The following is an 897-nucleotide window of genomic DNA, read 5'->3' on the forward strand; positions in this document are numbered from 1 at the left end:
TGATGGATTTTTTTACATGGTTCGCACACGCAATTCAAACGAGCGTATGAATTTCGAAAATTCCCGCGAAATATGCGGGCCCAAAAAAACTTTGTTGGAGCCTCGACCTTTCAGAGGACGTAGGTAGACCAGCACGGATAATTAACTTGGAGAACAGTTGATGATTTACGAAGGTAAAGCCATCACGGTTAAAGAGATTGAAGGCGGAATCGCACAGCTAAATTTCGATTTAGAGGGCGAGTCAGTCAATAAGTTTAACCGACTTACTATTGAAGAGCTTGGCGCAGCAGCGGAAAGCTTAAAGAACGCAAACGGCATTAAGGGCTTGATTGTTACAAGTTCAAAAGATTGCTTTATCGTTGGCGCAGATATCACAGAATTTACTGACTTGTTTGCTGGTTCTGAAGAAGAGCTTATCGCAAACAACTTGCAGGCCAACGCTGTATTTAGTGCAATTGAAGATCTTCCGTTTCCATCTGTAACTGCTATCAACGGTATTGCGTTGGGTGGCGGTTTCGAGATGTGTCTGTCTACGGACTATCGTGTTATGTCGCCAACGGCTAAAGTCGGTCTACCTGAAGTTAAGCTGGGTATCTTCCCAGGTTTTGGTGGTACGGTACGTCTACCACGTCTAATCGGTGCAGATAATGCAATCGAATGGATCGCAGGCACGAAAGAATACAAAGCACCTGATGCACTTAAGTTTGGTGCAGTAGATGCGGTTGTTGATGCTGATAAGCTAGAAGCTGCAGCAATCGATCTTGTTAAGCAAGCAGTTGCTGGCAAGCTAGACTATAAAGCTCGTCGTGAAGAGAAGACTTCTAAGCTTAAGCTGAACCCAATGGAAAGCATGATGACTTTCGAAACTGCTAAAGGTTTCGTTGCTGGTCAAGCTGG

At 44.5% G+C, this 897-nt stretch carries 1 protein-coding gene; it reads left to right on the forward strand.

All coding sequences use genetic code 11. From position 1 onward, the window contains the following. Positions 1-160 precede the first annotated feature (160 nt). A partial coding sequence (locus A3757_RS02860) for an enoyl-CoA hydratase-related protein (RefSeq protein WP_197469687.1) occupies positions 161-897 on the forward strand: 737 nt, incomplete at its 3' end.

This window comes from Oleiphilus sp. HI0117 (assembly GCF_001635235.1).